This window comes from Variovorax sp. 10N432 (assembly GCF_056394465.1).
This window is the reverse complement of record NZ_JBFTHX010000040.1, coordinates 24,015-48,313: the sequence shown is the minus strand read 5'-3', so window position 1 is coordinate 48,313 and position 24,299 is coordinate 24,015. Positions and strand designations below refer to the sequence as shown.

23 protein-coding genes and 6 tRNA genes are annotated in these 24,299 nt (G+C 67.1%); 21 read left to right on the top strand and 8 right to left on the bottom strand.

What is annotated here, in order from left to right; translation table 11 throughout:
* Positions 1 to 5 precede the first annotated feature (5 nt).
* The 8 genes from rpoC to AC1DF3_RS30440 all read left to right on the top strand — a co-directional run bounded on the left by rpoC (position 6) and on the right by AC1DF3_RS30440 (position 10,634).
* The gene (gene rpoC, locus AC1DF3_RS30475) at positions 6 to 4,244 is read left to right on the top strand and encodes a DNA-directed RNA polymerase subunit beta' (RefSeq protein ID WP_286533735.1); all 4,239 of its coding nucleotides are present in this window, start codon (positions 6 to 8) and stop codon (positions 4,242 to 4,244) included.
* A gap of 96 nt (positions 4,245 to 4,340) precedes the next feature.
* Positions 4,341 to 4,937 (top strand): LemA family protein, encoded by a 597-nt coding sequence (locus AC1DF3_RS30470; RefSeq protein WP_478141871.1) that lies wholly within the window; start codon positions 4,341 to 4,343, stop codon positions 4,935 to 4,937.
* A 58-nt stretch (positions 4,938 to 4,995) separates the two neighbouring features.
* A complete protein-coding gene (rsmB, locus tag AC1DF3_RS30465; protein WP_286533738.1) occupies positions 4,996 to 6,360 on the top strand; it encodes a 16S rRNA (cytosine(967)-C(5))-methyltransferase RsmB in 1,365 nt (454 codons plus the stop codon).
* 13 nt (positions 6,361 to 6,373) lie between these two features.
* Positions 6,374 to 6,973: a DUF4390 domain-containing protein gene (locus tag AC1DF3_RS30460; RefSeq protein WP_478141870.1), complete on the top strand. Its 600-nt coding sequence runs from the start codon at positions 6,374 to 6,376 to the stop codon at positions 6,971 to 6,973.
* Positions 6,970 to 9,297, top strand: a complete 2,328-nt coding sequence (locus AC1DF3_RS30455) for a sensor histidine kinase (protein ID WP_286533742.1) — start codon at positions 6,970 to 6,972, stop codon at positions 9,295 to 9,297. Before AC1DF3_RS30460 ends, AC1DF3_RS30455 begins: the two co-directional genes overlap by 4 nt.
* Positions 9,298 to 9,375: 78 nt before the next feature.
* On the top strand, positions 9,376 to 10,071 hold the full coding sequence (locus tag AC1DF3_RS30450; RefSeq protein ID WP_286520082.1) for a response regulator: 696 nt from the start codon (positions 9,376 to 9,378) through the stop codon (positions 10,069 to 10,071).
* An 18-nt stretch (positions 10,072 to 10,089) separates the two neighbouring features.
* Positions 10,090 to 10,165 (top strand) — tRNA-Phe (locus tag AC1DF3_RS30445).
* A 235-nt stretch (positions 10,166 to 10,400) separates the two neighbouring features.
* On the top strand, positions 10,401 to 10,634 hold the full coding sequence (locus tag AC1DF3_RS30440; RefSeq protein WP_478141869.1) for a hypothetical protein: 234 nt from the start codon (positions 10,401 to 10,403) through the stop codon (positions 10,632 to 10,634).
* A gap of 445 nt (positions 10,635 to 11,079) precedes the next feature.
* On the opposite strand, the gene AC1DF3_RS30435 is transcribed toward AC1DF3_RS30440, so the two are convergent.
* The 4 genes from AC1DF3_RS30435 to AC1DF3_RS30420 all read right to left on the bottom strand — a co-directional run bounded on the left by AC1DF3_RS30435 (position 11,080) and on the right by AC1DF3_RS30420 (position 12,828).
* A complete protein-coding gene (locus AC1DF3_RS30435) occupies positions 11,080 to 11,259 on the bottom strand; it encodes a hypothetical protein (RefSeq protein ID WP_478141868.1) in 180 nt (59 codons plus the stop codon).
* Positions 11,232 to 11,771: a hypothetical protein gene (locus AC1DF3_RS30430; protein WP_478141867.1), complete on the bottom strand. Its 540-nt coding sequence runs from the start codon at positions 11,769 to 11,771 to the stop codon at positions 11,232 to 11,234. The genes AC1DF3_RS30435 and AC1DF3_RS30430 overlap by 28 nt, the downstream gene beginning before the upstream one ends.
* On the bottom strand, positions 11,768 to 12,385 hold the full coding sequence (locus AC1DF3_RS30425; RefSeq protein ID WP_478141866.1) for a type IV toxin-antitoxin system AbiEi family antitoxin domain-containing protein: 618 nt from the start codon (positions 12,383 to 12,385) through the stop codon (positions 11,768 to 11,770). Before AC1DF3_RS30425 ends, AC1DF3_RS30430 begins: the two co-directional genes overlap by 4 nt.
* Positions 12,386 to 12,474: 89 nt before the next feature.
* The gene (locus AC1DF3_RS30420; protein WP_286533754.1) at positions 12,475 to 12,828 is read right to left on the bottom strand and encodes a hypothetical protein; all 354 of its coding nucleotides are present in this window, start codon (positions 12,826 to 12,828) and stop codon (positions 12,475 to 12,477) included.
* A gap of 334 nt (positions 12,829 to 13,162) precedes the next feature.
* On the opposite strand from AC1DF3_RS30420, the gene AC1DF3_RS30415 reads away from it, so the two are divergent.
* The 11 genes from AC1DF3_RS30415 (at position 13,163) to AC1DF3_RS30365 (ending at position 17,799) form a co-directional block, all read left to right on the top strand.
* Positions 13,163 to 13,666 (top strand): hypothetical protein, encoded by a 504-nt coding sequence (locus tag AC1DF3_RS30415; RefSeq protein ID WP_478141865.1) that lies wholly within the window; start codon positions 13,163 to 13,165, stop codon positions 13,664 to 13,666.
* Entirely contained in the window at positions 13,663 to 13,857 is a 195-nt protein-coding gene (locus tag AC1DF3_RS30410; protein ID WP_301813022.1) for a hypothetical protein, read from the top strand. Before AC1DF3_RS30415 ends, AC1DF3_RS30410 begins: the two co-directional genes overlap by 4 nt.
* Before the next feature lie 368 nt (positions 13,858 to 14,225).
* Positions 14,226 to 14,302, top strand: a tRNA-Leu gene (locus AC1DF3_RS30405).
* Positions 14,303 to 14,314: 12 nt separating this feature from the next.
* A tRNA-Glu gene (locus AC1DF3_RS30400) sits at positions 14,315 to 14,383 on the top strand.
* A gap of 12 nt (positions 14,384 to 14,395) precedes the next feature.
* Positions 14,396 to 14,471: transfer RNA gene (locus tag AC1DF3_RS30395), tRNA-Pro, on the top strand.
* Between the two features lie 6 nt (positions 14,472 to 14,477).
* A tRNA-Asp gene (locus tag AC1DF3_RS30390) sits at positions 14,478 to 14,552 on the top strand.
* A 25-nt stretch (positions 14,553 to 14,577) separates the two neighbouring features.
* Complete coding sequence (locus tag AC1DF3_RS30385) at positions 14,578 to 14,754, top strand: short-chain dehydrogenase (protein ID WP_286533756.1); 177 nt, start codon at positions 14,578 to 14,580, stop codon at positions 14,752 to 14,754.
* Between the two features lie 5 nt (positions 14,755 to 14,759).
* Positions 14,760 to 14,833, top strand: a tRNA-His gene (locus AC1DF3_RS30380).
* Positions 14,834 to 14,879: 46 nt separating this feature from the next.
* Positions 14,880 to 15,452, top strand: a complete 573-nt coding sequence (locus tag AC1DF3_RS30375; RefSeq protein WP_478141864.1) for an HNH endonuclease — start codon at positions 14,880 to 14,882, stop codon at positions 15,450 to 15,452.
* Between the two features lie 71 nt (positions 15,453 to 15,523).
* Positions 15,524 to 16,549 (top strand): hypothetical protein, encoded by a 1,026-nt coding sequence (locus tag AC1DF3_RS30370; RefSeq protein WP_478141863.1) that lies wholly within the window; start codon positions 15,524 to 15,526, stop codon positions 16,547 to 16,549.
* A 29-nt stretch (positions 16,550 to 16,578) separates the two neighbouring features.
* Positions 16,579 to 17,799: an RtcB family protein gene (locus AC1DF3_RS30365; RefSeq protein WP_286533759.1), complete on the top strand. Its 1,221-nt coding sequence runs from the start codon at positions 16,579 to 16,581 to the stop codon at positions 17,797 to 17,799.
* A 24-nt stretch (positions 17,800 to 17,823) separates the two neighbouring features.
* Here AC1DF3_RS30365 and AC1DF3_RS30360 read toward each other — a convergent pair whose 3' ends face one another.
* Entirely contained in the window at positions 17,824 to 18,492 is a 669-nt protein-coding gene (locus AC1DF3_RS30360) for a YceH family protein (protein WP_478141862.1), read from the bottom strand.
* Between the two features lie 63 nt (positions 18,493 to 18,555).
* Here AC1DF3_RS30360 and AC1DF3_RS30355 point away from each other — a divergent pair, with 63 nt between their 5' ends.
* The gene (locus tag AC1DF3_RS30355) at positions 18,556 to 19,017 is read left to right on the top strand and encodes a MarR family winged helix-turn-helix transcriptional regulator (protein ID WP_478141861.1); all 462 of its coding nucleotides are present in this window, start codon (positions 18,556 to 18,558) and stop codon (positions 19,015 to 19,017) included.
* Positions 19,014 to 20,537, top strand: coding sequence for a DHA2 family efflux MFS transporter permease subunit (locus AC1DF3_RS30350; RefSeq protein ID WP_478141860.1), 1,524 nt, complete (start codon positions 19,014 to 19,016; stop codon positions 20,535 to 20,537). The genes AC1DF3_RS30355 and AC1DF3_RS30350 overlap by 4 nt, the downstream gene beginning before the upstream one ends.
* Positions 20,538 to 20,547: 10 nt before the next feature.
* Here AC1DF3_RS30350 and AC1DF3_RS30345 read toward each other — a convergent pair whose 3' ends face one another.
* Genes AC1DF3_RS30345 through AC1DF3_RS30335 form a run of 3 tightly spaced genes read right to left on the bottom strand, consistent with a single transcriptional unit; the run spans position 20,548 to position 24,253 of the window.
* Positions 20,548 to 21,690: a phospholipase A gene (locus AC1DF3_RS30345; protein ID WP_478141859.1), complete on the bottom strand. Its 1,143-nt coding sequence runs from the start codon at positions 21,688 to 21,690 to the stop codon at positions 20,548 to 20,550.
* On the bottom strand, positions 21,687 to 22,154 hold the full coding sequence (locus tag AC1DF3_RS30340; RefSeq protein ID WP_286533767.1) for a hypothetical protein: 468 nt from the start codon (positions 22,152 to 22,154) through the stop codon (positions 21,687 to 21,689). The genes AC1DF3_RS30345 and AC1DF3_RS30340 overlap by 4 nt, the downstream gene beginning before the upstream one ends.
* A complete protein-coding gene (locus tag AC1DF3_RS30335) occupies positions 22,151 to 24,253 on the bottom strand; it encodes an ATP-dependent helicase (RefSeq protein WP_478141858.1) in 2,103 nt (700 codons plus the stop codon). The genes AC1DF3_RS30340 and AC1DF3_RS30335 overlap by 4 nt, the downstream gene beginning before the upstream one ends.
* Positions 24,254 to 24,299 lie beyond the last annotated feature (46 nt).

Below are 24,299 nucleotides of genomic sequence, written 5' to 3'. Positions count from 1 at the left end.
GTCACATGAAGTCATTACTCGACCTGTTCAAGCAATTCACGCCGGACGAGCATTTCGATGCCATCCGCATCGGCATGGCATCGCCCGAGAAGATCCGTTCGTGGTCCTTCGGCGAGGTGAAGAAGCCCGAGACGATCAACTACCGGACCTTCAAGCCCGAGCGCGACGGTCTCTTCTGCGCCAAGATCTTCGGCCCGATCAAGGACTACGAGTGCCTGTGCGGCAAGTACAAGCGCCTGAAGCACCGCGGCGTGATCTGCGAGAAGTGCGGCGTCGAAGTCACGCAGACCAAGGTGCGTCGCGAGCGCATGGGTCACATCGACCTGGCCGCGCCCTGCGCCCACATCTGGTTCCTGAAGTCGCTGCCGTCGCGTCTGGGCCTGGTGCTCGACATGACCCTGCGCGACATCGAGCGCGTGCTGTACTTCGAAGCCTACGTGATCACCGACCCCGGCATGACCCCGCTGAAGAAGTTCGGCATCATGTCCGAGGACGACTATGACGCGAAGCGCAAGGAATACGGCGATGAATTCGTCGCCAAGATGGGCGCCGAAGGCATCAAGGACCTGCTCGAAGGCATCGAGATCGACAGCGAGATCGAGAAGCTGCGCGGCGACCTGACCGGCTCCGAAGTCAAGGTCAAGAAGAACTCCAAGCGCCTCAAGGTGCTGGAAGCCTTCCGCAAGTCGGGCATCAAGCCCAACTGGATGGTGCTCGAAGTGCTGCCCGTGCTGCCGCCGGACCTGCGTCCGCTGGTGCCGCTGGACGGCGGCCGCTTCGCGACCTCCGACCTGAACGACCTGTACCGCCGCGTCATCAACCGCAACTCGCGCCTGCGCCGCCTGCTCGAACTGAAGGCGCCGGAGATCATCGCGCGCAACGAGAAGCGGATGCTGCAAGAGGCGGTCGACTCGCTGCTGGACAACGGCCGTCGCGGCAAGGCCATGACGGGCGCCAACAAGCGCGCGCTGAAGTCGCTGGCCGACATGATCAAGGGCAAGAGCGGCCGCTTCCGCCAGAATCTGCTGGGCAAGCGCGTCGACTACTCGGGCCGTTCGGTCATCGTGGTGGGCCCGACGCTCAAGCTGCACCAGTGCGGCCTGCCGAAGCTGATGGCGCTCGAGCTGTTCAAGCCCTTCATCTTCTCGCGCCTCGAAGCCATGGGCATCGCGACCACCATCAAGGCGGCCAAGAAGGAAGTGGAATCCGGCACGCCGGTGGTCTGGGACATCCTTGAAGAAGTCATCAAGGAACACCCGGTGATGCTGAACCGTGCGCCTACGCTGCACCGCCTGGGCATCCAGGCCTTCGAGCCGATCCTGATCGAAGGCAAGGCGATCCAGCTGCACCCGCTGGTCTGCGCGGCCTTCAACGCCGACTTCGACGGTGACCAGATGGCCGTCCACGTGCCGCTGTCGGTCGAAGCGCAGATGGAAGCCCGCACCCTGATGCTGGCCTCCAACAACGTGCTGTTCCCGGCTTCCGGCGAACCGTCGATCGTTCCTTCGCAAGACGTGGTGCTGGGCCTGTACTACACGACCCGTGACCGCATCAACGCCAAGGGCGAGGGCCTGGTCTTCTCCGACATCGGCGAAGTCCAGCGCGCGCTCGACGCCAACGTGGTCGAGCTCACCGCCAAGGTCGCGGTCCGCATCACCGAGTACACCAAGGACAAGGAAACGGGCGAGTTCGTGCCGTCGACCTCGCTGGTGGACACGACCGTGGGCCGTGCGCTGCTGTCCGAGATCCTGCCCAAGGGCCTGCCGTTCTCGAACATCAACAAGGCGCTGAAGAAGAAGGAGATCTCCAAGCTCATCAACGTCTCGTTCCGCAAGTGCGGTTTGAAAGAGACCGTCGTCTTCGCCGACAAGCTGCTGCAGAACGGCTTCCGCCTGGCGACCAAGGCCGGTATCTCGATCGCGATCGACGACATGCTGGTGCCCGCTGAAAAGCACGGCATCATCGACCGCTCGGCCAAGGAAGTGAAGGAGATCGAGCAGCAGTACGTCTCCGGTCTCGTGACCTCCGGCGAGCGCTACAACAAGGTGGTCGACATCTGGGGCAAGGCCGGCGACGAAGTGTCGAAGGTCATGATGGCCAAGCTGTCGAAGCAGACCGTCACCGACCGCCACGGCAAGGAAGTCGAGCAGGAGTCGTTCAACTCGATCTACATGATGGCCGACTCGGGCGCTCGCGGTTCCGCCGCGCAGATCCGCCAGGTGGCCGGCATGCGGGGCCTGATGGCCAAGCCGGACGGCTCGATCATCGAGACGCCCATCACGGCGAACTTCCGCGAAGGCCTGAACGTGCTGGAGTACTTCATCTCCACCCACGGTGCCCGAAAGGGTCTGGCCGACACGGCGCTGAAGACCGCTAACTCGGGTTACCTGACGCGCCGCCTGGTCGACGTGACGCAGGACCTGGTCGTGATCGAGCAGGATTGCGGCACCCACGAAGGTGCCGTGATGCGCGCGATCGTCGAAGGCGGTGAAGTCATCGAATCGCTGCGCGACCGCATCCTGGGCCGCACCGCGGCCGAGGACGTGCTGCACCCGGAAACGCGTGCGGTGCTGGCCAACGCCGGCGACATGCTCGACGAAGACCTGATCGAAGCGCTCGAAGCCGACGGCGTCGACGAAGTCAAGGTGCGCACGGCGCTGACCTGCGCCACGCGCTTCGGCATCTGCGCCAAGTGCTACGGCCGCGACCTCGGCCGCGGCGGCCTGGTCAACAACGGCGAAGCGGTCGGCGTGATCGCCGCCCAGTCGATCGGCGAACCCGGCACGCAGCTGACGATGCGGACCTTCCACATCGGTGGTGCGGCGTCGCGTGCGGCGGTGGCCTCGAGCGTCGAAGCCAAGTCGAACGGTTCGATCGGCTTCAACGCCACGATGCGCTACGTGACCAACAGCAAGGGCGAGCTGGTCGTGATCTCGCGTTCGGGCGAAATCGTCATCCATGACGAGCACGGCCGCGAGCGCGAACGCCACAAGGTGCCGTACGGCGCCATCCTGGCAGTGAAGGCCGACCAGACCATCAAGGCCGGCCACGTGCTGGCCAACTGGGACCCGCTGACCCGCCCGATCATCACGGAATTCGCCGGCAAGACGAAGTTCGAGAACGTCGAGGAAGGCCTCACGGTCGCCAAGCAGGTGGACGAAGTCACCGGCCTGTCGACCCTGGTCGTGATCGACCCGAAGCGCCGCGGCGCTGCCAAGGTCGTGCGTCCGCAAGTGAAGCTGATCGACGCCTCGGGCGCCGAGGTCAAGATCCCCGGCACCGACCACTCGGTGACGATCGGCTTCCCGATCGGCGCGCTGGTGCAGGTGCGTGACGGCCAGGACGTGGGCCCCGGCGAAGTGCTGGCGCGGATTCCGGTCGAAGGCCAGAAGACCCGCGACATCACCGGCGGTCTGCCGCGCGTGGCCGAGCTGTTCGAAGCCCGTTCGCCGAAGGACAAGGGCATGCTGGCCGAGATGACCGGTACCGTGTCGTTCGGCAAGGAGACCAAGGGCAAGATCCGCCTGCAGATCACCGATCCCGAAGGCACCGTCTGGGAAGACCTCGTGCCGAAGGAAAAGAACATCCTGGTGCACGAAGGCCAGGTGGTGAACAAGGGCGAGAGCGTGGTCGACGGCCCGGCGGACCCGCAGGACATCCTGCGCCTGCTGGGTTCGGAAGAACTGGCGCGCTACATCGTGGACGAAGTGCAGGACGTGTACCGCTTGCAAGGCGTGAAGATCAACGACAAGCACATCGAGGTGATCGTTCGCCAGATGCTGCGCCGGGTCGTGGTCGAGAACGTCGGCGACACCAACTACATCGCCGGTGAACAGGTCGAACGCAGCGAGATGCTCAACACCAACGACGCCCTGCGCGCCGCTGGCAAGATCCCCGCGACGTTCACCAACCTGCTGCTGGGTATCACGAAGGCATCGCTGTCGACCGACAGCTTCATCAGCGCCGCATCGTTCCAGGAAACGACGCGCGTGCTGACCGAAGCCGCGATCATGGGCAAGCGCGACGAGCTGCGCGGCCTGAAGGAAAACGTCATCGTCGGCCGCCTGATCCCCGCGGGCACCGGCATGGCGTACCACCAGGCACGCAAGGTCAAGGACGCGATGGACGAGGCCGAGCGCCGCGCGATCGCCGAGTCGGAAGCGGCCGAACTGGCCGGCGCCGGCAGCGCGACCGAAGAGGCGATCACCACGGTCGATGCCAGCGAAGGCACCGCGACCGAATAACTGGTTAGCATCTCCGGCCATGACCGGAATCCGAAGCCCCCTTTCCGCCCGCGGATCGGGGGCTTTTTCTTTTTCTTTGGCACGGAAGCCCGCGCCATGAACGGCATGCCGGACTCCCTGCCGTTCTGGATCGGCGGCGCGCTGGCGCTGTTCTGGTTCGTCGGCGCCTACAACCGGCTGATGCGGCTGCGTTCGGGCGCCCTGCAGGCCTATGCGACGCTCGACGCCGCGCTGGTGCGCCAGCTCGAGTTCGTGCAGGCGCGTGCGGCCGAGGCCGATACGACCGATGCAGCGGGAGCCGAACCGCCATCCGATGCTTCGCTGCAGGCGGCCTCGGGCCAGCTCGCCACCTTGCTGGCCGCCACCCGCCTGCGGGCGCTCGACCCGGCCGGCATCGCCGCGCTGGGCACCGCCCTGCACGTGATGGTGGCGGCCTGGCAGCGCCTGCATCCGGAGGCGGTCGTCAGCTTCGAGGCCGACGGCACGCTGTCGCGTCCCGCGCCGCTGAACGGCAAGGACGAGCTGCTGCCCGACAGCGCACCGATCGCCTGGCCCGAGCCTTCCGCCGCGGCGGAAATCGCCCGCGGCCAGTTCAACCTGGCGGTGGCGCAGTACAACGCGGCGATCGGCCAGTTTCCAGCGCTCATGGTGGCGTGGATCATGCAGCTGCGGCCTGCGGCCCCGTTGCGCTGAGCCGCTCGGCCGGCGACGCCGCCCTCCTTGTCCCCAGCGCCCTTACCATCGACCCAAGTTGCCAGATCATTCAGACCCCATTTCCGATTCGCCACAGGCTTCCCCGCCGCTGTGGCGCCAGTTGCAGCTGACCGCCGCGGCGCTCGCCTCGATCCGCGCCGGCGTGTCGGGCTCGGTCGCCTTCGAGGCCGTCGAGCCGGGCCTGCGTCCGGGCGTCCAGGCGCTGGGTTTCCAGGTGCTGCGCTGGCTCGGCCGGGCCGAGGCGCTGCGGCGCCAGCTGGCCAAGCGGACCCCGCCGCCGGCGGCCGACGCCCTGCTGTGCACGGCGCTGGCCCTGGCCTGGGACGGCGAGCGTTCGCCCTACGAGCCCTTCACGCTGGTCGACCAGGCGGTCGAGGCCGCCAAGCGCAATCCGGGAACCCGGGCCCAGGCCAGCTTCGTCAACGCCTGCCTGCGGCGCTTCCTGCGCGAGCGCGACGAGCTGGTGTCCATCACCGACCGCGAACCGGTCGCGCAGTGGAACCACCCGCGCTGGTGGATCGAGCGGCTGAAGCGCCAGCATCCGCGCGACTGGCAGCGCGTGCTGGCGGCCGACAACAACCAGGCGCCGATGACCTTGCGCGTCAACCTGCGCAAGACCAGCGTCGCCGCCTTCCGCCAGGGCCTGGCGGCCGCGCAGCTGGCGTCGGTGCCGGTCGCCGCCAGCGGCTTGCAGCTCGCGCGGGCCCGGCCGGTGAGCCAGATTCCCGGATTCGCCGAGGGCGAATGCTCGGTGCAGGATGCGGCGGCCCAGGTCGCCGCCCCCTTGCTGCTGTCCGGCCTCGACCTGCGCCGCGATGCGCCGCTGCGGGTGCTGGACGCCTGCGCGGCACCGGGCGGCAAGACGGCGCACCTGCTCGAGGCGGCCGGCAGTGCGGCCATCGAGGTCACGGCGCTGGAAGTCGATCCGGTCCGCGCCCGGCGCATCGACGAGACCCTGGCGCGGCTCGGCCTCGGCGCCAAGGTCGTGGTCGCCGACGCCTCGCGCCCGGCCGACTGGTGGGACGGCCGGGCTTTCGATGCCATCTTGCTCGACGCCCCATGCACCGCTTCGGGCATCGTCCGCCGCCACCCCGACGTGCGCTGGCTGCGGCGCGAAAGCGACATCGAGCAGCTGGCGCTCCAGCAGGCGATGCTGCTGGCCGGCCTGTGGCCGCTGGTCCGGCCGGGCGGGCGCCTGCTGTATTGCACCTGTTCGGTGTTTTTCGAGGAAGGTGCGCACCAGATCGAGGCGTTCCTTGCACACAACACCGATGCCCGTTTGCTGCCTTCGCCGGGCCATTTGCTGCCCCAAAGCGGCGGGAATGCGCGTGGCGTCCCGGACAATGCCTTGGGTGACCACGACGGTTTCTTCTACGCGCTGCTTGAAAAGCTGCCCCGCTGAAAGGCGCTGGCCGGTGCGGCTGGCTGCGCTCCTGATCCTCGTCGTTGCCTTGTCGGCCTGGCTGACCGGCACCGCACGGGCCGACGCGCGCAACGCGGCGATCACGCAGCTGCGGCTGGAGCAGGCCGACGACGGCGTCTACCTCACGGCCCAGGTCCAGTTCGACCTGGCGCCGGTGGTCGAGGAGGTGCTCGAGAAGGGCATCGCGATCTATTTCGTGGCCGAAGCCGAGCTGTACCGGGAACGTTGGTACTGGACCGATCTCAAAGTGGCTCAGGCGGCGCGCTACATGCGGCTGGCCTACCAGCCCCTGACCCGCCGATGGCGCCTCAACGTGTCCCCCGTTCCCATCACCAATTCCGGCTTCGGCGTCTCGCTGAACCAGAACTTCGACACCCTGGCCGATGCGCTCGAGGTCATCAGCCGGGTCGGCCGGCTGCGGCTTGGCGACCTGGCCGAGATCGGTGACGACCCCTCGCATGCCGTGAGCTTCCGCTTCCGGCTCGACACCTCCCAGCTGCCGCGGCCGTTCCAGATCGGCGCGGTCGGCCAGAGCGACTGGAACATCTCGGTCGAGAAGAACGCCCGGCTGCCGCTGGAGAAGTCGAAGTGAGCACCGACCCGCGGGTCGCGCCGCGGGCGTCGCCGGCGGCGCGGCGATCGCGTGCCATCCGCTGGGCCATCGGGGTGGTGGCCGCGCTGGTCACGGCGATCGGCCTGGTGCTGATGTTCCTGCTGGCGCAGGCCACCAACAACCGGGCCCTCTACGAGCGCAACTACACCCGCCTGTTCGGCATCAACGTGGTGGTGGCGGCGGTGCTGGTCATCGTCATCGGCTGGGTCGCGTTCCGGCTGCTGCGCCGGCTGCGGCAGGGCAAGTTCGGCAGCCGGCTGCTGATCAACCTGGCCATGATCTTCGCGCTGGTCGGCGTGGTGCCGGGCCTGCTGGTGTACGTGGTCTCCTACCAGTTCGTCGCCCGCTCGATCGAGAGCTGGTTCGACGTCAAGGTCGAAGGGGCGCTCGACGCCGGCCTGAACCTGGGGCGCGCCACGCTTGACTCGCTGGCCGACGACCTCGCGAACAAGACACGCACCGCCAGCGCGCAGCTGGCCAACGTGCCGGACGCGCGCGCCGGGCTGGTGCTCGAACGCATCCGCGACCAGCTGGGCGCCACCGACGTCATCCTCTGGACCGGCAGCGGCCAGCTGGTGGCCAGCGCGGGCGCCTCGCGCTTCCAGCTGAGCCCCGAGCGGCCGAACCAGCAGCAGCTGCGGCAGGTCCGCGGCGATCGCGCCGTCGCCCACATCGAGGGACTCGACGAGACGCCGATGCCGGGTGCGCCGGCACCGGTCGCCAGCGTCAGGGCGCTGGCGCTGGTGCAGAGCCAGGGCTTCGAGTTCAACACCGAGCCGCGCTTTTTGCAGGTCACCCAGCCGCTGCCGCCGGCGGTCGTGAGCAATGCCCTGGCGGTGCAGGAGGCCAACCGCGAGTACCAGGAGCGGGCGCTGGCGCGCGAGGGCCTGCGCCGGATGTACATCGGCACGCTGACCCTGACCTTGTTCCTGGCGGTCTTCGGTGCCGTGCTGCTGGCCGTGCTGTTCGGCACCCAGCTGGCCCGGCCGCTGCTGGTGCTGGCCGATGGCGTGCGCCAAGTGGCCGCCGGCGACCTGCGGCCCACCGCGGTGCTCCAGGGCCGCGACGAGCTCGGCGGGCTCACGCGTTCCTTCGCGGTCATGACGCAGCAGCTGGCCGATGCGCGCAGCGTGGTCGAGAAGACCATGGGCGAGCTCGATGCCGCCCGCTCGAACCTGCAGACCATCCTGGACAACCTGACCTCGGGCGTGATCGTGCTCGACGCCCGCGGCTTCATCCGCTCGACCAACCCGGGCGCGACCCGCGTCCTGCGGGCGCCGCTGGCGGCCTTCGAAGGCCAGCAGCTGGCCGAGGTCCCGGGCCTGGCGGAATTCGCGCAGAACGTGCAGCAGCAGTTCGACGATTTCGAGGTCGAGCGGCTGCAGCATGGCCTCGACCACTGGCAGCACGCCTTCGAACTGCATGCCGGCGGCGACGCCATGGGGCAGGACACGATCAACATCGTGGCCCGCGGCGCCGAGCTGCCGGGCGCCGAGCGGCTGCTGGTGTTCGACGATATCTCCGAAATCGTCTCGGCCCAGCGCGCGCAGGCCTGGGGCGAAGTGGCGCGGCGGCTGGCGCACGAGATCAAGAACCCGCTGACGCCGATCCAGCTCTCGGCCGAACGGCTCGAGATGAAGCTCTCGGGCAAGGTCGCCCAGCCCGAGCAGGCGATCCTCACCAAGTCGGTCAAGACCATCGTCGACCAGGTCGATGCCATGAAGCGGCTGGTCAACGAGTTTCGCGACTATGCGCGGTTGCCTGCCGCCGACCTCCGGCCGGTCGACCTGAACGCGCTGGTTCTGGACGTGCTGCATCTCTATCCGCACGAGAACGCGACGGTGGCGCTGCGCCCCGAGCTCGACGAGCGCTGCCCGCCGATCCGTGCCGACGAGCAGCAGATCCGGCAGGTGATTCACAACCTGTTGCAAAACGCCCAGGACGCGGCCGAGGCGAATGCCGGGCGGACCGGGCAGGCCGCCGAGGTCGTGATCCGCACCCGGCTTGGTGAATCCGGCCAGCGGGTGCGCCTCACGGTGCAGGACAGCGGTGCCGGTTTCGCCGAGCACATCCTCAAGCGGGCCTTCGAGCCCTACGTCACGACCAAGGCCAAGGGCACCGGGCTGGGCCTGGCGGTGGTCAAGAAGATCGCGGACGAGCACGGCGCCCGGATCGAACTTTCCAACCGCATGGTCGAGGGGGCTGTGGCGGGTGCGCAAGTCTCGTTATCATTCGCGCTTGCAGCACAGCCGCAGGGAGCGGTCGCTCACACCGAAGATTCGAAGTCATCCACCCTTCTCTGAGCGCTGGCGGCGCCGGGCGGGCGTGGATCCGCAAACGAACTGATTACTCTAACTACAACGCGCACAACTCAAGCACACATGGCAAACATCCTCGTGGTCGACGACGAGCTGGGCATCCGGGACCTGCTCTTCGAAATTCTCAATGACGAAGGCCATAACGTGGAGCTCGCCGAGAACGCGGCCGAAGCGCGCGCCGCGCGACAGCGGGCCCGTCCCGACCTGGTCCTGCTCGACATCTGGATGCCGGACACCGATGGCGTGACCTTGCTCAAGGAGTGGTCGGCGGCCGGGTTGCTGAGCATGCCGGTGGTCATGATGAGCGGCCATGCGACGATCGACACCGCGGTCGATGCCACGCGCATCGGTGCCTTTGCCTTCCTCGAGAAACCGATCACCCTGCAGAAGCTGCTGAAGGCGGTCGAGCAGGGCCTGGCGCGCGAAAGCGCCCGCCGCGCCGCGGCCAGCGTGGTGCCGCCCGCGAGCAGCTTCGCCGCCGTCGTCACGACGGTGGGCGACAGCGCGCTGGTGCCTGCCGCGCCCATGCAGCCGGCTGCCGACCTGGGTCCGCAGTCGACCCAGAGCTTCGACCTCGACCGCCCGCTGCGCGATGCGCGCGACGGCTTCGAGAAGGCGTACTTCGAATTCCACCTCGCGATGGAGAACGGCTCGATGACCCGCGTGGCCGAGAAGACCGGGCTCGAGCGCACCCATCTGTACAGAAAACTCAAGCAACTTGGCGTCGATCTTTCGCGAGGGCGCAGAAGCGCTGTATAATCGCGGGCTGCACACCAAGGCCCGGTAGCTCAGTTGGTAGAGCAGCGGATTGAAAATCCGCGTGTCGGTGGTTCGATTCCGCCCCAGGCCACCAAATTCCACAAGGCGCTACAACTTTCAAAGTTGTAGCGCCTTTGTCGTTTTATTCCCGTCGTGGGATTCGTCTATTTCGCGACATGCAAGCAATGATCGTGCTGGCGCGGCGAAATCTCTGATTGATTTGGGTCCCTGCTGGATGTAGATTCAGTATGGTGGCTTTGGATAACCTTGTGGGCAGCCGGTTCACAACTTGCCAAGAGGAGATCACATGAACGGTTTCGGAAGTCGCTATGACGGTTGACCTCCAGACGGAGTTTCAGACCTATTGCGCACGGTTGCCTGAGATGCTGACAAAGCATGACGGCCAGTTTGTGGTTATTCGAGGCGCTAACCCAGTTCACTACGCGAGAACCTACGAGGGCGCGCTCGATTGGGCATATCAAAAATTCGGACTTGAGCGATTCTTCGTCAAGAAGGTGACCGAGGATCTTGCTGCCGCTCATTTCACTCGCGATCTAGGCTAGTGCCGTCTATCCGAGGTCCATTCGGCGTCCGTGGGCCTATCGTCGACGTCCAAGTAGGTCTGAGCGAGCCGCTCCAGAAATGGATGATGTCCCAAGGGATGAACATCCCTCCACCGATTACCGTGCAGATGTTGATAGACACGGGGGCGGATACCACAACAGTCGCAGAGATACACATGCGATCGTTGAACATCCCTGTGAGCGGCGCCGCGCCGGTTCGGACGATCACTACCGACGTGACCGGGGCGGCGTGCAATACCTACGGCGCTAGTCTTCGCATTTGCGCGCCTGGATTCGGCGACAGCCCTCATCACATCCGTGCGCTAGAGGTGCTGGGGCGGGAGTTTCACAACGAAGGATTCGACGGGTTGCTGGGTCGAGATGTGCTGAGCACGCTCATGCTCACGATTGACGGACCCCGGCGCCGGTTCCACTTGGAGTGGCCCTAGAGATCTTTCCAAACCGATACTCGCGATCGGTCGTACACCCGCGCCGTTGTCTTCGCATCCGCATGCAGCTTGGGCAGCGCGCCATATTGAGCCTTGTGCTGCGTGGTGTAGTAGGCCCGCAGCTCGTGAAAGGTGAATCGGCGCGCGATCACCTTGTCTTCCAACGCCTTGGCCATCGCTCGCTGCCAGGTCGAAGCAAAACCGGTGTCAGTGTATGGATTGCCGTCGCGGGTCGTGAAGACGTGCAAGCACCCATCCGGCCTCGGAACGCCCGCAGCCTTCGCACCAGTTCCTCCATCTTCGGCGTGATGCCGACGCTCTCGACGCGAGTGCTTCCACCGTGCTGCTTGGCCCGCATGGTCCGGATCCTGCCAGCGATGCTGTAGATCTGCGGCAACGTGAGGTGCAGGAAGTCGATGCGGCGCGAACCTGCCATCGCGGCGAATTCCGCCATCAGCGCGATCACCCGTCGCTGCGCGCCCCGGGCCGTCAGCCAGGCGATGAAGGCAGCGAACGTTGTTGGCTCGGGCGCCTCCACTGCGGCAGTGTCTGGTACGCCCCACAGAGTTCCTCGACTGTGCCGGCGTCGTTGCTCGCGCCGTTGAGGTCGAGCATTGAAATCCTGCTTCGAGAAGTCCGCGATTTGCTTGAGGCGCGCTCGAACAGACGCGGCGACATTGCGACTCATAGGGTGACGCTTTCGAGATAGGGGCGCATCACATTGGCGACCCGATCGACGCTCGCGTAGTGCCAGAGCGCGTCCATGGTCAGCTTGCGCTGCGCCCAGCCGTCATGCAGTGCCTCGAGGGCCACGTCCAAGCCGATCTTGTTGCGGTACTTGAAGCAGTCGGCAACGGTCTTCGCCGCGTTGAAGACTGGAACCTGCACGCCGTCGATCAGCAGATGCTCCATGCCTTCGGTGAGCGCCGGACCGGACATGCGGATCGCGCGCAGGGCCGGCTGGTCGATGCGTGGGGCGGGCACGTTGGATGGAAGGGCCAGCCAAACCTCGGAGGGGGCTTGCGTACCGATCCCGTGCACCCGCAGCGCCGACAGCAGGCACACCACACCGCGCGGGACGCGCAGCGCAATCTCGGCCAACGAGCGATGCTCGCTGATTGCGCGCCCCGGCCGGCTGTAGACGCCGCGAGCGACGCGTTCGAGCTTGCCGGCGCCCACCAGTCGGCTGAGTGCGATCGTCGGCAGCCCGCGCTCGCGCAGTTCGCGTGCCCGCAGCAGCGGGTGCTCAGCTGCCAGCGCGAGGATGGCGTCTTCCTGGGTGCTTTGGGAGTGGCTGGCCATGTCGCAGTATGTTGCTTTTTTTATATAAAAATCAACAACTGCATAAATAACGGAACGCCACGTCTTGGGTCAACCGGAGGAAGTGCCTGTCAGGCACCGCTCTTCAAGGCGTCGCGCACCGACTGCAGCGCGGCATCGACAGACTCGAGACGCTGCTTCAATTCCCCGTTGAGCAGCCTCAAAAGGGCGCTGAACTGACTGCGCGTGGCGTGGATCTGGATCTCCTCGTCGTCACTCGAGCGGTCCGGATCGAGCAGCTGTTCGATGCAGGCGTAGGCGAGTTGGACGTCGCACAAGTGGTCCAGTTCGGCTTGCGCCTTGAAGGCGAGCGATGCTGCGCTGTGCGGGCGCGGTGCGATTGCCTCGGTGGCGACTGGATCGCGAATGGTGCGAGCCGAGGAGCGGCTGGAGGATTGAGCGAACGCGGGGGTGGAAACAGCCATGAATGGCCTCCAAGGGTTTCGGTCTGTCTAAAACCGATGCCCTCGAGTCCAAGCGGGGGCGGCGGCTCGACGGGTTTGGACTACCGGGAAACCACTTGCATGAAAACCGGCCAAGCTTGCGCTTGCCCATCGAGCCGCCAAAACTGGAGACACGAACGACAAAGCCGCAGACCTGCGGGGTGACTGCGGCTTTCGTCGCAGTGATTTCAAACGGGAGTCCAAGCCCGATCACGCCTTTTTTTGACATGACGGGCGCAGTATAGGATGCGGCCCGAATTTGCGCGAGCGCCAAGACAGACACGCGGGGCCGTCACTCTCGTTGCGGCAAAGGCGCTTGTCCGAGCGTGATCGTTCGGAGCGAGCGACTCAGCTCCCGCTTCCCCTTCGCATTGGCCCCCCGCCAAGCCCGCCGCGCAGCGGCGATGAAGCGCTCTTCCGCCGGATCCGGCGCATCGGCGACCAGGTCTTCTTCGTCGAGCCAACCGGCATCGACATCGCAGTGCCGCTCGATCTGCCGCGCAAGGATGTCGCCGATGGGCCGCGAACTCTTGATCTGGCTCCACATGCTGGGCGAGATCTCGAGCTTCTTCGCGAAGGCCTGGTCGAGGCCCTTGGCTGGCAGGCCGGCGGCGATCGCCTGTTCGAGAAAGCGCCGATGGAGCAGCAGCGCATTGCGGCGACGGATGACGGTGAGAGGGAGCACTGTTCAAAAACAACAACAACGAGACAGGAAAAGATTGTCGAGCCTGTTGACGTCGCAGTAAAGACTATTTACAGTCCACTTCCTTCGCGGCCCAAGCCGCACGAATTTCATCAACGCAAGCAGGAACCAACGTGAACGCAGCTCTGAGCCACACCAGCATTCGACCCGCATCGGGCCGGACGTTCGTGCGCGTCTCGTCGTGCCACGACCTCGGCAACCTGCCGTCGAAATTCGATCTGCGCCTGAACCCCATGCACGCCACGCAAGCCAGCTTGTGGGCCAAGGCGTATGAGGATCAAGTGCCACCGGGTGGAGGGAGCGCGTAGGCGCGTACCTCCAAGCTCTCTATTGCAGAGGCCCGGACACCGAAAGGTTCCGGGCCTTTTTGTTTTTCTGCAGTGATCGCGCTGCACGCACCGTGGTCTGAATCCGGGGGATGCTCCTTAAGAATTTGCCGCGAGGCGCGACCGGACACTGGACCGGATCGCCGCTTCGCACGATGCGGACCCCGGGACTTGCGCCCGGTGCCCGCTCCATTTCGGGTGTGACTTCACCCCACCGCCAGGGATCAGCCGCGTGGACGGCCTGGCGGGATGTGCAGGGGCTCGATCACCCCTGTGCAGCGATGTCGACGGGGCAACGCGCGCAACGCGTTGCCCATCGCGTGAGGCCACAACCGAAATGGATCATTCAAGCCCCGGTGACGGAACCGGCAGACGTGTCCGCCTCAGAAGCGGAATCCTGGGAGTTCGACTCTCCCCTGGGGCACCAACTTTCTCTTCTTGTCTAGTGGCCAAGGACATCGGGCTTTCATCCCGAAGATCGCGGGTTCGACCCCCGCACGAGACGCCATCTTCAGTTTTGCCGTGTGTGGCGCAGCAGGCAGCGCGCGTGCTTTGGGAGCACGAGGCCGCAGGTTCGAAACCTGCCGCACGGACCAGACCTTGTTCCGCTAACTCAGTGGCCAGAGTGCCTCCCTGTCCAGGAGGAAGTCAGGGGTCGACTCCCCTGCGGAACGCCAACTCAACTTCATCACAGGAGCCGCCATGCGCACATGCAACACCCCCATTCGCACGATCGTCGTGCGGCCAGCCAAGCCACGCGATCCGCTGGCTCTCGCCGTGGCAAGGCGTCTCGGCGCCCTGATTTTCCGCCGGCAGGCGCCGGATCGCCTCGGGCGCATGGATCTCGACCAACGCGTGAGAGAACTGGGCGAGTGGTGATCATGGTGCGCGTAGCTCAATGGCAGAGCCGCTGGTCGTGATCCCGCTGACGACGGTTCGATTCCGTTCGTGCACCCCATTCATCCAAGCATTTCCCCCGACCCGGCCATGAAAGGAGGCCACCCATGCACCCGCTCCACAGCCACGTGCTGCAACTCGACATCCAGGGCACGCCGCAGGCGTGGATCTCGCTCGAGCACGCGGCGCTGCATGTGGCCACGGGCTCGGTCGCATGGGTCGATGGCGAGGGTCCGCTCGCCACGCTGCGCGGCGGCTTCAATGTCGAGCGCGGCCGCCAGTCGGTCATCGACGTGCATCCCATCATCGCGTTGGCTGGCGCCTCGCGCGTCAACCTGTTCGACGTCGCACCGGCCTTCAGCAAGCGCAAGCTCTTGCGCCGCGACCGCATGACCTGCGCCTACTGCGCCCAGCGCTTCGCGGAGCGCGATCTGCAGTGCGAGCACATCGTGCCCGAATCGCGCGGCGGCGGCTGGACCTGGATGAACCTGGTCGCCGCCTGCGGCGCCTGCAACGGCCGCAAGGCCGACCGCACGCCGGAAGAGGCGCGCATGCCGCTGGTCTACCTGCCCTACGTGCCGAGCCGTTTCGAGGGCTTCCTGCTCGAGGGCCGGCAGATCCGCGCCGACGTGCACGAGTGGCTGGCCGCGCGCCTGCCGAAGGGATCGCGGCTGAGCTGACGCTGGCGCGGCTCGGGCGCCACGGCGTCCGAGGCTGCGCTGAGCAGCCCCATCAACTGAAAGAGAACAACATGAAGAACGAACAACTCCCGGCCATCGAGATGCCGGTCAAGATCAAGCAGCCTCCGGTGCTGTTCGGCAAGACGCAGGCGCTGATCGCCCAGCTGGCCGAGCAGCTCGGTGCGCCGCTCATCGCCTACTGGAACGGCCCGCGCGGCTCGGTGTGCCACAGCGACGTGGTCGCGATGTACCACGTGCTGCAGCGGCTCGGAGAACACGAGGTGATCTACCTGTTCCTGAAGTCGAGCGGCGGCAGCGGCCAGGTGTCGCTGCGCCTGGTGAACCTGCTGCGGCAGCATTGCCGCCGTCTGGTCGCGCTGGTGCCGCTCGAGTGCGCGTCGGCCGCCACCATGGTGGCGCTTGGCGCGGACCAGATCCTGATGGGCCCGACAGCCTATCTCACCGCGGTCGACACCTCGCTGAACCACTCGCTGTCGCCGGTCGACCGGGACAACGACCGCGTCGGCGTCAGCCTCGACGAGCTGCAGCGCGTGATCCGCCTGTGGCGCGATCAGCAAGGCGAGGTGCCCGAGAACGCCTACAAGTCGCTGTTCCAGTACGTGCATCCGCTGGTGATCGGCGCGGTCGACCGGGCCGAGTCGCTGTCGATCATGCTGTGCCGCGAACTGCTGGCCTACCACGTCGCCGACGAGGCCAAGGCCGAGGCGATTGCGGGCGCACTCAACGGCAAGTACCCTTCGCACAACTATCCGATCCTGCTGGACGAGGCGGTGAAGATCGGCCTGGCCGCCGAGCGCATACCGGCCGAGGTCGCCGCGCTGCTGCTGCAGCTCAACGCGCTCTACAGCGAGATGGGCCAGAAGGCCACCACCGACTTCGACGAGCAGCGCGCGCACAGCAACGAGATCGCCAACATCTGGGAAGCCAGCGGCGCACAGGTGTACTACCAGCAGGACAAGGACTGGTTCTACCGTTCCGAGGAGCGGCGCTGGATCACCCTCAACGACAACAGCGGCTGGCGCCGCATCGAGCGCATCGGCTCGCGCCTGCGGCGCGGCGAGCTGCACGTGGCGTGATGCGCGACGGCCGCACAAGGAGAAACACCATGAACGACAAGAACTACATCGAGGAAGAAGTCGGTGGCGGCGTGCCCATCAAGATGTGGACGCGCGGCGTGCCGGTCGAAGACGAGGCCCGACGCCAGCTGAGCCATGCGGCGCGCCTGCCGATCGTCTTCAGGCACATCGCGGCCATGCCCGACGTGCACGTCGGCATCGGCGCCACCGTGGGCTCGGTGATCCCGACCCTGCGCGCCATCATCCCGGCCGCGGTGGGCGTGGACATCGGCTGCGGCATGATCGCCTGCAAGACCACGCTGGTGGCCACTGACCTGCCTGACAACCTGGGCCCGCTGCGCTCGGCCATCGAGCGTGCCGTGCCGCACGGCCGCAAGCCCGGCGCGCGCGATCCCGGGGCGTGGCAGAAGACGCCGGGGTCGGTCGACACCGCATGGGCGCCGCTCGAACCCGAGTTCACGGCCCTGTGCCGCGACTACCCGAAGCTGGCCAAGACCAACCACATCCAGCACCTGGGCACGCTGGGCTCCGGCAACCACTTCATCGAGGTCTGCCTCGACCAAGCGGGCTTCGTGTGGTTCATGCTGCACTCGGGTTCGCGCGGCGTCGGCAACTTCATCGGCACGATGTTCATCGAACTGGCCAAGCAGGATGCGATGCGCCAGCAGGTGAACTTGCCCGACCGCGACCTGGCCTATTTCGAGGAAGGGAGCCGCTACTTCGGCGACTACGTGCGCGCGGTGGGCTGGGCGCAGAAGTTCGCGGCCGTCAACCGCGAAGTGATGATGCGGCGCGTGATCGAAGCCGCGAAGACGGTGATCCGCAAGAGCTTCCAGAGCCACGTCGAGGCGGTCAATTGCCACCACAACTACGTGCAGAAGGAGCACCACTTCGGCGAGGACGTCTACGTGACCCGCAAGGGCGCGGTCAGCGCGAAGGCCGGGCAGCTGGGCATCATCCCCGGCAGCATGGGCGCGCGCAGCTACATCGTGCGCGGCAAGGGCCATGCCGACAGCTTCGACAGCTGCTCGCACGGCGCCGGCCGCGTGATGAGCCGCGGCGAGGCCAAGCGCCGCTTCACGCTGGCCGACCACCGCGCCGCGACCGAAGGCGTCGAATGCCGCAAGGACCGCGACGTGATCGACGAAACGCCGGCCGCGTACAAGGACATCGATGCGGTGATGGCGGCGCAGCAGGACCTGGTCGAGGTCGTCCACACCCTGAAGCAGGTGGTGTGCGTGAAGGGCTGAGCGCCGCGCGGCGCCCCCGCCACCTCAGCCGTCGATGCCGAGCTCCGAGCAAATCCGCGCGACCAGCGCCTTCAGGCTCGCGACTTCGCCCTCGAGCCGCGCCACGTTGGCCTTCAGCGCCGCCACCTCGCCGAGCGACACATCGTTGCTGCCACCCGCGACAGCCGACGGACTCGCCGCATCTTCCGCCGGCGTCCCGCTCAGCAGGTGCGCCCAGCGGCTCTCGCGCGCCCCGGGCAGCCGCGCCAGCTTCACGACCAGCGCGCCGGCCGGGCGTTCCGCCATCTCGTCGAGGAAGCCTTCCACCGCCGAGATGTCGGCGAAGTTGTGCATCCGGTCGCAGGCGATGCGCAGTTCGCCCGCGGTCTGCGGCCCGCGCAGCATCAGCACGGTCAGCAGGATGATCGACTGCGAAGGAATCCGCAGCACGCCGTCGATGTTGTGGGCATAGCGGAAGGTCCGCCCGCCGCTGCTCTCCGACACCAGGCTGTAGCCCCGCAGGCTGTCCAGCGCCGCCGTGGCCTCGGCGTCCGTCACCTCCAGGATCGGATTGCGGCTGGTCTTCTGGTTGCAGCCCGCGACCAGCGCGTTGAGCGTCAGCGGATAGCTGTCGGGCACGGTGCGCTGCTTCTCGGCCAAGACGCCGAGGACGCGGGTTTCGAGCAGCGAGAGAGTGGGCAGGGAGGAGGTCATCGCCGGATTGTCGCGCTGGACGGGCTGCACGAACTGCTAAGCCTATTTATAATAAGTCCCCTTATGAAAAGAGACTTCAGCCAGCGCTTCGGCTTCCTCGTGAACGATGTCGCCAAGCTCTACGGCGAGCAGTTCGACCGGCTGGCGCGCGAACGCATCGGCCTGTCGCGGGCCCAGTGCCGGGTGCTCGGCGCGCTGGCGATGCATGGCGACGAGGCGCCGATGTCGCAGGTCGAGCTGGCGCAGCGGCTGGACCTGAGCGCCATGGCGGTCGGCAGCCTGTGCGACCGGCTCGAGGCGGCCGGCTGGATCCATCGCCAGGACAGCCCGAGCGACCGGCGCGTGCGCCTGGTCCGCGCGGCGGCCAGCGCTGAACAGGCGCTCGACACCGCGCTCGGCCTCAGCGACGGCCTGCAGGCGCGCGCGCTGGCGCAGTTCACGCCGGCCGAACGGGCCCAGCTGGTCGCCCTGCTCGCCAAGGCCCGCGAGGGCCTGCTGGCGCTGCAGACCGAGGAGCTGCGATGAACCCCGCTCAGGGCGTCGCCCATCGCGGGCTGATCACGGTTTCGATCATGCTCGCCACCATCATGCAGGCGCTGGACACCACCATCGCCAACGTCGCGCTGCCCCACATGCAGGGCAGCCTGCAGGCCTCGCAGGACCAGATCACCTGGGTCCTGACCTCCTACATCGTGGCCTCGGCGATCGCGCTGCCGTTGACCGGCTGGCTGTGCGGCCACTGGGGACGGCGCAAGGTCTTCATGGTCTCGGTGATCGGCTTCACGATCGCCTCGGCGCTCTGCGGGCTGGCGAACTCGCTGGTCGAGATCGTCGCCGCCCGGCTGCTGCAGGGGGTGTTCGGCGCCGCGCTGGTGCCGCTGTCGCAGGCCGTGCTGCTCGACATCAATCCGCGCGAGAAGGTCGGCCAGGCGATGGCGATCTGGGGCGCCGGGATCATGGTCGGGCCGATCCTCGGGCCGCTGCTGGGCGGCTGGCTGACCGAGAACTTCGACTGGCGCTGGGTCTTCTTCATCAACCTGCCGGTGGGCATCTTCGCGCTCTGGGGCATCATGCGCTTCCTGCCCGAGAGCCGGCCGCAGGGCGAGCGGCTCGACATCTTCGGCTTCGTCACGCTGAGCCTCGCGATCGGCATGCTGCAGCTGTTCCTCGACCGCGGCGAGCAGCTCGACTGGTTCGATTCCTGGGAGATCCGGCTGGAGGCCGCGGCGGCGCTGATCGCCTTCGCCTTCTTTGTGGTCCACACCTGGACCGTGCAGGGCGTGTCCTTCTTCAACCGCGACCTGCTCAAGGACCGCAACTTCGTCACCGGCCTGCTGTTCGCCTTCATCGTCGGCATGATCCTGTACGGCACGATGGCGCTGCTGCCGAGCTTCCTGCAGGGGCTGATGGGCTACCCGGTGGTCTACACCGGGGCCGTGACCGCGCCGCGCGGCATCGGCACCATGATCGCGATGATCGTGGTCGGCCGGCTGGTGCAGCGGGTCGACGTCCGCGCCATCATGGCCGTCGGCTTCGGCCTGACCGCGTTCTCGCTCTGGCAGATGACGCGCCTGACGCTCGAGATGGACAGCTCGCTGATCATCGTCTCGGGCTTCATCCAGGGCCTGGGCATCGGCTTCACCTTCGTGCCGCTGTCGACCGCGGCCTTCGCGACCCTGGCGCCGCGGCTGCGCAACCAGGGCACGCCGGTCTTCAGCCTGTTGCGCAACATCGGCAGCAGCGTCGGGATCTCGATCGTGCAGGCCCTGCTGACCGAAAACTCGGGCCGGGCCCATGCGACGCTCGCCGCCACCGTGGGGCCGGGCAACCACGGCCTCGCCGGCCTGCCCCAGCTGTTGAACCCGTCCAGCCCGGCCGGCCTCGCGATGCTGAACGGCGAGGTCACGCGCCAGGGCGTGCTGATCGGCTACCTGTCCGACTTCGGAATCATGATGGCGGTCACGCTGGCCGCGATCCCGCTGCTGCTGCTGATCCGCAGCCCGGGCCGCGCCGCCTCTGGGGCGGCGGCCGAAGTGCCGCACTGATCGAAGGCGCTCAGAAGTCGACCAGCGCCAACCCGATCGTAAACACCGTGCGCTTGCGGTTGTAGTCGACCAGGGTGTCGCCGTAGCCGTAGAAGAGCTGGGTCTGCAGGCGCAGGTTGCTCCTCACCGGGTCGCCGATGACCTTCAGCCATTCGAGCTTCACCGCGCCCTTGCCGCCATGCGCCCAGGCCACGACCTGGTTCAAGCGGTCGATCTGCCAGGTGAGCCGGATGTCGGCGTTGCCCAGGTACTTGGTGATGTCGGGGTTGTCGTCGTTGGCGGCGTTCTCGGAGACGCGCGACCAGATCCGGCCGGTGATCGTGAACTGGTCGCCGAGCTCGGCGCCGCCCATCAGGTAGACCCGGTTCCAGCTGCGCGAGTAGGGCAGGTCCTGGCCATTCGACTGGTGCACCAGCCCCACGCCGGTGTAGCGCAGCCGCCAGCCGCCCGGCAGCTTGTAGTCGAGCGGGTAGCTGTACATGACCTCGGGCTCGTGGTCGGTGGTGCGGAACGGGCGCGACAGATCTTCGTTGAACACCTGCCAGGTCGAGAGCTGCGAGTAGGCGAACCAGAGGCCGTCCTTCTTGACCGGATCGTCGCCGGTGAGCAGCCCCTGCGCGAGCTTGGTGCGCAGCGACAGGCCGATGCGCATGTCCTGCGCCTGGTAGGGCCGGTCGACACCGGTGTGGTTGGGCGCCGGCGAGGTCGCCGTTTCGGGCTCCCGTGCGGCCACGCCGAGGCCGACGCTGAGCGGTCGGTAGCCGCGGAAGCCCAGCGTGCCGCAGCTGCTGCCGGCCTCCAGCTCCCAGAAGCGCGACAGCAGCGAGTATTGGCGGTCGCGGCAGCCGTCCTCGGTCGTGATCGTGACCACCCGCGTGGCCGGCACGGTGGCGTCCACCGGCGGCATCGTCTCGACCAGCACCGACGGCGCCGTCGGCACCGCGGCCGCGGGCAGGGTCTGCTGCTGGGCCCAGCGGTCGAAGCAGGCGAGCCGCGCCTCGTTGTTGCCGCTGCCGGCGAGGCGCTGGCACTGTTGCCAGGTCAGTTCGGATTCGGCCAGAGGACTCGGCGGCTTGTCCACCGCCTGGGCCAGGGCGCCGGTGGCGCCGAGGCCGGTGACAAGAGCGGTGAATAGAAGGGTGCGTTGATTCATCGATCAGTTGCCGAATTGCCAATCTTGTTCAGGACGAACGGATGCGTGCTGTCGTTCGCGGCGTCGCGCCAGACGCCCTTGAACTCCCGACCGCACGACCCCGGCTGCAGCGCGCCGAGCCAGACGCCACTGATGGCGTGGCCGTCCAGCGATTCGTCGAGGCTCAGCATGCCGTCGTCGTCGATGTCGCCAGCCAGCTGCGACACCTTGGCGGGCGCACCGTCGCCGTCCCGCGTGATTGTGCCGCGCACCCCGGCGTAGTCGGGATGTTGGTTGAGCTTGACTTTTGCCACGCCCTGGGTGCCGTCGATGCGCGCTTCCCAATCGCCGAACAGCGCCTGGAGCGGCAGCTCGGAGGCGCTGGCGGGGCAGGCCGCGGGGCCGCCTTGCGCCGCGGCGCCGGCGGCGAAGGTGGCGAAGGCGATGCAGGCCGCGGCCAGCCAGGCCCTGCGCAAGCCCTTCATGGCGCCGAGGCGGCCGCCGCGGCGGCGGCGGCGGCGTTGTCCTGCACCTTGCGCGCGAATTCGGCGCGCAGCGCCTTGAGCTTCTCGCGCGGGTCTTCCTTGGCGGTCTTCTTGTCGAGCGCCATCTCGGCGATGAAGCGGCTCGGCTGGGCGGCGACCATCTCGCGGCCCTTCTTGCGTCGCTTGGTCCAGCTCACCGCGAGGCTGCGCTGGGCCCGCGTGATGCCCACGTACATCAGCCGGCGCTCTTCCTGCAGCCGCGTCAGCGTGTCGTCGCTGATCTTTTCCTGCCGGCCGCCGTCGTCGTCCAGCTTGAAGGGCAGCAGGCCCTCGGTCACGCCGACCAGCATCACGTGCGGCCATTCGAGGCCCTTGGAGGCGTGCAGCGTCGACAGCGTGACCACGTTCTGGTCCTGCTCGCGCTCGCTGATGGTCGACAGCAGCGAGATCGTCTGCGCGACTTCGAGCAGGCTCTTGCGCTCGCTCTCGACCGTGGCGCCGGAGGCGTCGTCGATGGTGCCGCCGCAGCGCTGCGACATCCAGTCGCAGAACTCCATCACGTTGGTCCATCGGCTGGCCGCGGCCTGCTCGCTGTCCTCGCCGTCGTAGAGATGCTTCTCGTAGTCGATCTCCTTGAGCCATTCGGCCAGGAAGGCGCGCGCGTCCTCGGCGCCCATGGTGCGGCGGGCCCGGTACTCGAGATCGTTGATGTAGCGGCCGAATTCATGCAGGCCCTCTTGCGCCCGCTTGGGCATCACGCTCGGCAGCGAGGGGCTGAACAGGGCCTCGAACAGGCTCAGCTTGTACTGGCTCGCGAAGGTGCCGAGCGCGGCCAGCGTGGTGTGGCCGATGCCGCGCTTGGGCGTGGTCACGGCGCGCAGGAAGGCCGGGTCGTCGTCGTTGTTGACCCACAGCCGGAACCAGCCGCACAGGTCCTTGATCTCGGCCCGGTCGAAGAAGCTCTGGCCGCCCGACACCTTGTAGGGGATCTGCGCCTTGCGCAGCGCCTGCTCGAACACCCGCGCCTGGTGGTTGGCGCGGTAGAGGATCGCGAAGTCGCGGAACTCCTTGTGCTGCGGGCCTTGCGTGGTGGCGTCGCCGGCGCGCAGGCTCTGGATCCGTGCCACGGTGCGCTCGGCCTCGTGGGCCTCGCTGTCGGCATCGACGATGCGCACCGGCTCGCCCTCGCCGAGTTCGCTGAACAGCGTCTTCGGGAACAGCTTGGGATTCGGGCCGATCACGTTGTTGGCGGCGCGCAGGATCGCGCTGGTGCTGCGGTAGTTCTGCTCCAGCTTGACGACCTTGAGGTTCGGGTAGTCGACCGGCAGCTTCTTGAGGTTGTCGAGCGTGGCGCCGCGCCAGCCGTAGATCGACTGGTCGTCGTCGCCGACCGCGGTGAAGCGTCCGCGCTCGCCGACCAGCGCCTTCAGCACCTCGTACTGGGTCGCGTTGGTGTCCTGGTATTCGTCGACCAGCACGTGGCCGAGCGCCGCCTGCCACTTGGCCCGCACTTCGTCGTGCTGCTGCAGCAGCTTCAGCGGCATGCCGATCAGGTCGTCGAAGTCGACGCTCTGGTAGGCCGCCAGCCGTTCTTCGTAGCGCGCCATGATGCGGGCCGTGATGCGCTCGTTGTCGTCGGCCGCCTGGGCCTCGGCCTGGGCCGCGTTGAGGCCCATGTTCTTCCACTTGCTGATGGTCCACTGCCAGATCCGCGCGGTGGCGGCATCGGTGGTGCCGCCGGCGTCCTTGAGGATCTTGGTGACGTCGTCGCTGTCCAGGATGCTGAAGGCCGGCTTCAGGCCCAGCACCGCGCCGTCCTCGCGCATCATGCGCACGCCCAGCGCGTGGAAGGTGCAGACCACCACCTGCCTGGCGTCGCGCCCGATCAGGCCCTTGGCGCGTTCGCGCATCTCGGAGGCGGCCTTGTTGGTGAAGGTGATGGCGGCGATCCGCTTGGGCTCGAGGCCGGCCTGGATCAGGCGCGCGATCTTGTGCGTGATCACGCGGGTCTTGCCCGAGCCCGCGCCCGCAAGGACCAGGCAGGGGCCGTGCATGTAGTTGACGGCTTCTTGTTGCGCGAGATTGAGACCGGAAGACATGGGGAGTTCGGAGGCGGGAACCGGGAATGATACGGGGGCCTCTTGG